General features: G+C 40.2%; 6 protein-coding genes and 1 pseudogene. All 7 read left to right on the top strand.

The genetic code is table 11. The features are described from left to right. Positions 1–481: 481 nt before the first annotated feature. Positions 482–1,345 (top strand): AraC family transcriptional regulator, encoded by an 864-nt coding sequence (locus VF500_RS23235; protein ID WP_330861961.1) that lies wholly within the window; start codon positions 482–484, stop codon positions 1,343–1,345. 96 nt (positions 1,346–1,441) lie between these two features. Next, positions 1,442–1,981, top strand: a complete 540-nt coding sequence (locus tag VF500_RS23230) for a carboxymuconolactone decarboxylase family protein (protein WP_330861960.1) — start codon at positions 1,442–1,444, stop codon at positions 1,979–1,981. Positions 1,982–2,070: 89 nt separating this feature from the next. Next, positions 2,071–2,688, top strand: coding sequence for a pyridoxamine 5'-phosphate oxidase family protein (locus VF500_RS23225; protein WP_330861959.1), 618 nt, complete (start codon positions 2,071–2,073; stop codon positions 2,686–2,688). A gap of 283 nt (positions 2,689–2,971) precedes the next feature. Continuing rightward, positions 2,972–3,382, top strand: coding sequence for a VOC family protein (locus VF500_RS23220; protein ID WP_330861958.1), 411 nt, complete (start codon positions 2,972–2,974; stop codon positions 3,380–3,382). A 141-nt stretch (positions 3,383–3,523) separates the two neighbouring features. Then, positions 3,524–3,760, top strand: coding sequence for a hypothetical protein (locus tag VF500_RS23215; protein ID WP_330861957.1), 237 nt, complete (start codon positions 3,524–3,526; stop codon positions 3,758–3,760). 117 nt (positions 3,761–3,877) lie between these two features. Next, positions 3,878–4,216 carry a DUF4288 domain-containing protein gene (locus VF500_RS23210; RefSeq protein WP_330861956.1) on the top strand — a complete coding sequence of 113 codons (339 nt, stop codon included), beginning with the start codon at positions 3,878–3,880 and terminating at the stop codon, positions 4,214–4,216. Between the two features lie 208 nt (positions 4,217–4,424). Continuing rightward, positions 4,425–4,653, top strand: a pseudogene (locus VF500_RS23205) (sugar kinase); the annotation flags it as partial.

The raw sequence follows: 4,653 nt of genomic DNA, 5'->3' as shown, positions 1-4,653 counted from the left end.
ATTGATCAATCCCCAATGATGGGCGTTGGTCCAGCCGAGTATGATCAAAACAATGGTTGTAAGCAATAGCTGTATAGGGAGGGCGGTAAAAATGAACAGAAGGTTGGTTTTATTATGCTGCCAGCGCTTTTTTACCGAAATACCTGCCGAAAAAAAAACTTCCATTAGCCATAATGAGCATATGATTAGAGCATATAAAGCAACTTGCACAGCATCTTGATGCTGATCGAGGAATTGGGTAATAGTCATTCTTAAATTAGTAGGAGTAATTGCCTTTAAGCATTAAAAGGCAATTTGAACGCAATTTCTTTCTTTTGAATGAATGTTTGATGAAGTATGTTAAGCCGTTGTTAAAACTGTGTGATTTGATAACGCTTTGCTCATGACCAATGTTCAGCATGATTGGTCATCTGGCTGCGATAAACCGATAGTGGTGAATGCTTAATTACTACTTTTAAATACCTTTGCGTTTAAGCAAAAAATGAAATTATCGGTCACAGAACAATCTACAGGCGGCGATCTGCTGCTGCTTATCAATGAAAAACATTTCGACAGGATGTTTTTTACGCGCGATCGTCAGCATAAATACCTCACCATAGCCTGGAACAAGAGCGAAAAGCAAACCGTAACCATTGATGAGGTGGAGTATGATTTTCTGCCCAATACCATCCTGCCCTTAATGGTTAACCAATCCTTCCGTTTTGAACGACCTCAGGATATTGTAGCCTGGCAGTTTAACCGCGATTTTTATTGCATTGTTGACCATGATGAAGAAGTAAGCTGCGTAGGCTTCCTGTTTTATGGCAGCGCCGGGCAGGTGTTTGTTACGCTTGACGAAACCATGCAGTTTAAATTGCAGCGCCTGCTTGATATTTTTATCGAGGAATTTGAAACAGCAGATAACATCCAGATAGATATGCTCCGGATGCTGTTGAAGCGGCTCATCATTATCGTAACCCGCCTGGCAAAGGCTCACAGCGGTCATAAAGAGGCGATGGCCGATGAAAAATTTGGCACTATCCGCAAGTTTAATTTAATGGTGGAGAATAACTACCGCGAACATCATACGGTAGCCTATTATGCGCAGCAGTTAAATAAATCGCCCAAAACGCTGTCCAACCTTTTTGCATTGTATAACCACAAGCCGCCTTTGCAGGTAATTCAGGAGCGGCTTATTATAGAGGCTAAGCGCTTATTATACTATACCGATAAATCGGCCAAGGAAATAACTTATGAGCTTGGTTTTGAGGATGCGGCTTATTTCAGCAATTTCTTCAAAAAGCATACCTCTTTTTCACCTACCGATTTCAGAAATAATAAGGTTTTGGTAGCCGAAGGGAAATAATTACAAGAACCCGGGAAGTTTGTCTATTCTGTAGGGCTGCTAAACTCGCCATCTTTGTATTGTTAATTCAAAACAACAAAAATTAACATTACAAAAATGAAAACTTTCGCAATTCCAACAAGAGAACAAGTAACACCAGAAAATCAGGGCATATTTGATACATTAACCAAAGTAATCGGCCGTGTGCCAAACCTGTTTGCAGTTTTTGCAACTTCAGACCATGCATTGGCTAATTATATAACACTTTCAAACGGTAAAACATCATTACGCGCCAAAGAAAAAGAAGCCGTAAACCTTATAGTAAGCCAGGTAAATGATTGTGCTTATTGTTCCGCCGCCCACACAGCCATTGCTAAAATGAACGGCTTTACTGATGACCAGATCGTTGAGATCCGTGGTGGTTCTGCTTCATTTGATGCAAAAATTGATGCTTTGGTTAAAGTAGCTAAATCAATCACCGAAAATAAAGGCCACGCTGATCATCAACTGGTGGAAAACTTTTATGCTGCCGGTTATACACAAGCTAACCTGATCGATGTAGTTGTAGCTGTTGGCGATAAAACCATCACCAACTATGTATATGCCTTGACCCAGGTACCGGTTGACTGGCCGGCTATTCCCGAATTGGTTAAATAATATTTTCGATTTATAGTTTGTTTACACGATTATGCCCGCCCTGCACTGCAAGGCGGGCATAAGTATTTAACTCTTAAATTATTTATATCATGAACTTTGCACGCTTTGCTTTTACCGATGGTGTTAAAAAACTGCAGGAAAAATACGGTAGCCGGGACAGTTACGCCCGCATGGAAAACCTCATGGCCGATAAAGAGGGTATTGCCGAATTTGAGCAGGCATTTATAGAAAGCCGCGACAGCTTTTACATGGCCAGTATTGGCGAAAACGGCTATCCGTATATTCAGCACAGGGGAGGGCCTGCCGGTTTCATTAAGGTGATAGACAACCATACTATTGGTGTGGTTGATTTCAGGGGTAACAAACAGTATATTTCAGTAGGTAATGTGATGGCGCATCCACAGGTATCTTTGTTTTTGATGGATTATCCCCACAAAACAAGGCTCAAGATCTATGCGGATGTGCGGATTGTTGAGCTTGCCGATAATCCGGAACTATTTGACCTGATAGATCCATCTGAATACAAACATACAGCTGAACGCATGCTCCTCTTTGATGTTAAAGCCTTCGACTGGAATTGTCCGCAGCATATCACTCCACGATATACTGTTGATGAAATTAAGGAAGCCTTCGCCCCGCAAAACGAATACGTGCTTAAATTGGAATATGAAGTTGCTAAGCTTAAAAAGCAGTTGGAGGAGAAGTAAGTTGCTTTGACGGAAAATTGTATTTGAAATAAATGGTGAAGGGGAGGCACCTACCGGAGCCTTAAGGTCCTATTTTGTTTCCTATAAACATGATACTCCTACGGAGTTTTAACCAAATTGACACTCCGTAGGAGTATTGTGTTTATAGACATTTTGGCATCAATACATTGACTCCGTTTGGTGCCTCCTGTTTTAAAGGCGATTCCATGGTCGTTTTGACAAATAAGCTGTAATAGTTTACCTTAGTGGTACTGTGAGTGAATCCAACCAACAAATAATCCCCATGCTTGCCTATGAAGATGGCATTGCGGCTATGGACTGGTTGTGCGATGTTTTTGGTTTCACTGAAAATATGCGGATGACGGATGATGCCGGTCGCCTTACTCATGGTGAGCTTAAAATGGGCGATAGCTTGGTAATGCTGGCCGAGCCAACGCCCAATTATCAAAGTCCGGCACATCATGCCCAAAATTGTGATATTGCTGCTAAATGGAGTACGGTGCCATATATTATTAATGGTGTTTTGGTTTATGTAGATGATGTAGAGCAGCATTATGCCACCGCGAAACATAAAGGGGCCATCATCCTAAGCGAACTTGAATATGGTTTCCCCGGCACGCGCTACCGTGCTGCCGACCTGGAAGGTCAGCGCTGGATGTTCATGCAAATTGAAAAAGATAAAACTACTCTATGATTACGCCATTGTATTATAACGAATCCCAATGTACAACGTTTTTGCGTTGAGCCATTTAAAAAGTTACGGATCGCGATATGATGGGTATCGGAGCGGGCAGTGGTTTTGGCTGCTACCATAAGCCCCAGGTTAATTATTAAAATGAAAGATATTTACGGATTAAGGGATTGGGTTTTAGATAAAAAGGTTTCTAATACTAAGCGCTTTGCACTTGTTAAGATCGTTCTCAAATACCCCGAGCAGGACCTGTTCATCAACCTGAAACCTAAAGAACGGATCAAGGCAATAAACAAAAATTTCATAGATAACTGTAAAAAACTTATCGCCCTTGAGTTATTTGAAAGCTTTGAAATTTCAGGGCTTAAAAAAAGGCCCTAAGCTATTATCGCGAAACTAAAATATAACCAGCTTAAAAATATTGCTTCGCTTGATTATGTTGCCAGTACCTGGATCCAATCAATAGAGCATGCTGAATTTTTAATAAAAGAAAAAGTATTGCCCGACAGATACTTTTGCGTGAAAATGACTGTTGTTATTGAAGAGGAAGGGATTTTACCTAAGAAGCAGCAAATCGAAAAACGCTTTGTACTGATCAAGGCAAAATCAGGCGAGGATGCTTATGAACAACTGGAGAAGCGGGAGCATGAATACGCCAGGCCTTATTTAAACCCATATGGAAGGTTTGTAAGGTGGCGTGTTGAATGTTATGATGATTGTTACGAAACTGATATAGAGTCGCCTGCCGATTTAGATAATCCTGCCGGTGTTGAAGTATATTCAAAGCTTTCGATACGGAAAAATAAAGATAAAGCAATCTGGGACGGTAAATTTTAGTCAAAACTTTCGCATATTTTATATCGTACACGGATATTATAGATATTTTTGTGCTTTGTAGGCAAATGGTACGTTAATAATGTCCATGTACTTACAACAGGTTTAATACTGTAATAAATACAGTTGTACTTAATTACTTTATTTTTAATTTTATAAATTCAGAACACTAAGGTGTTGCCTGTTATAAACCAAACTATAAAAATTGTTAATGGAACTTACAAATAAAGGGGTAAAGGGCAGCCAGTTAAAAAATATGATCATTAAAAGGCTTTATTTTAATAAGGCTATGTCGTGTGCAGGCTTAAGTGAGTTATTTGATAAAAGTATCCCTTCTATAGCTAAAGCCATCAACGAGTTAATGCACGAGGGTTTTGTTGTTGAGCAAGGCTATGCCCCTTCAAGCGGCGGCCGTCGCCCGTTAATGTATTCGGTAAAAT

Source organism: Mucilaginibacter sp. (assembly GCF_036383575.1).
Lineage (GTDB): Bacteria > Bacteroidota > Bacteroidia > Sphingobacteriales > Sphingobacteriaceae > Mucilaginibacter.
Note: the sequence above shows the minus strand (reverse complement) of the source record. Positions and strands in the feature narration are given on the sequence as shown.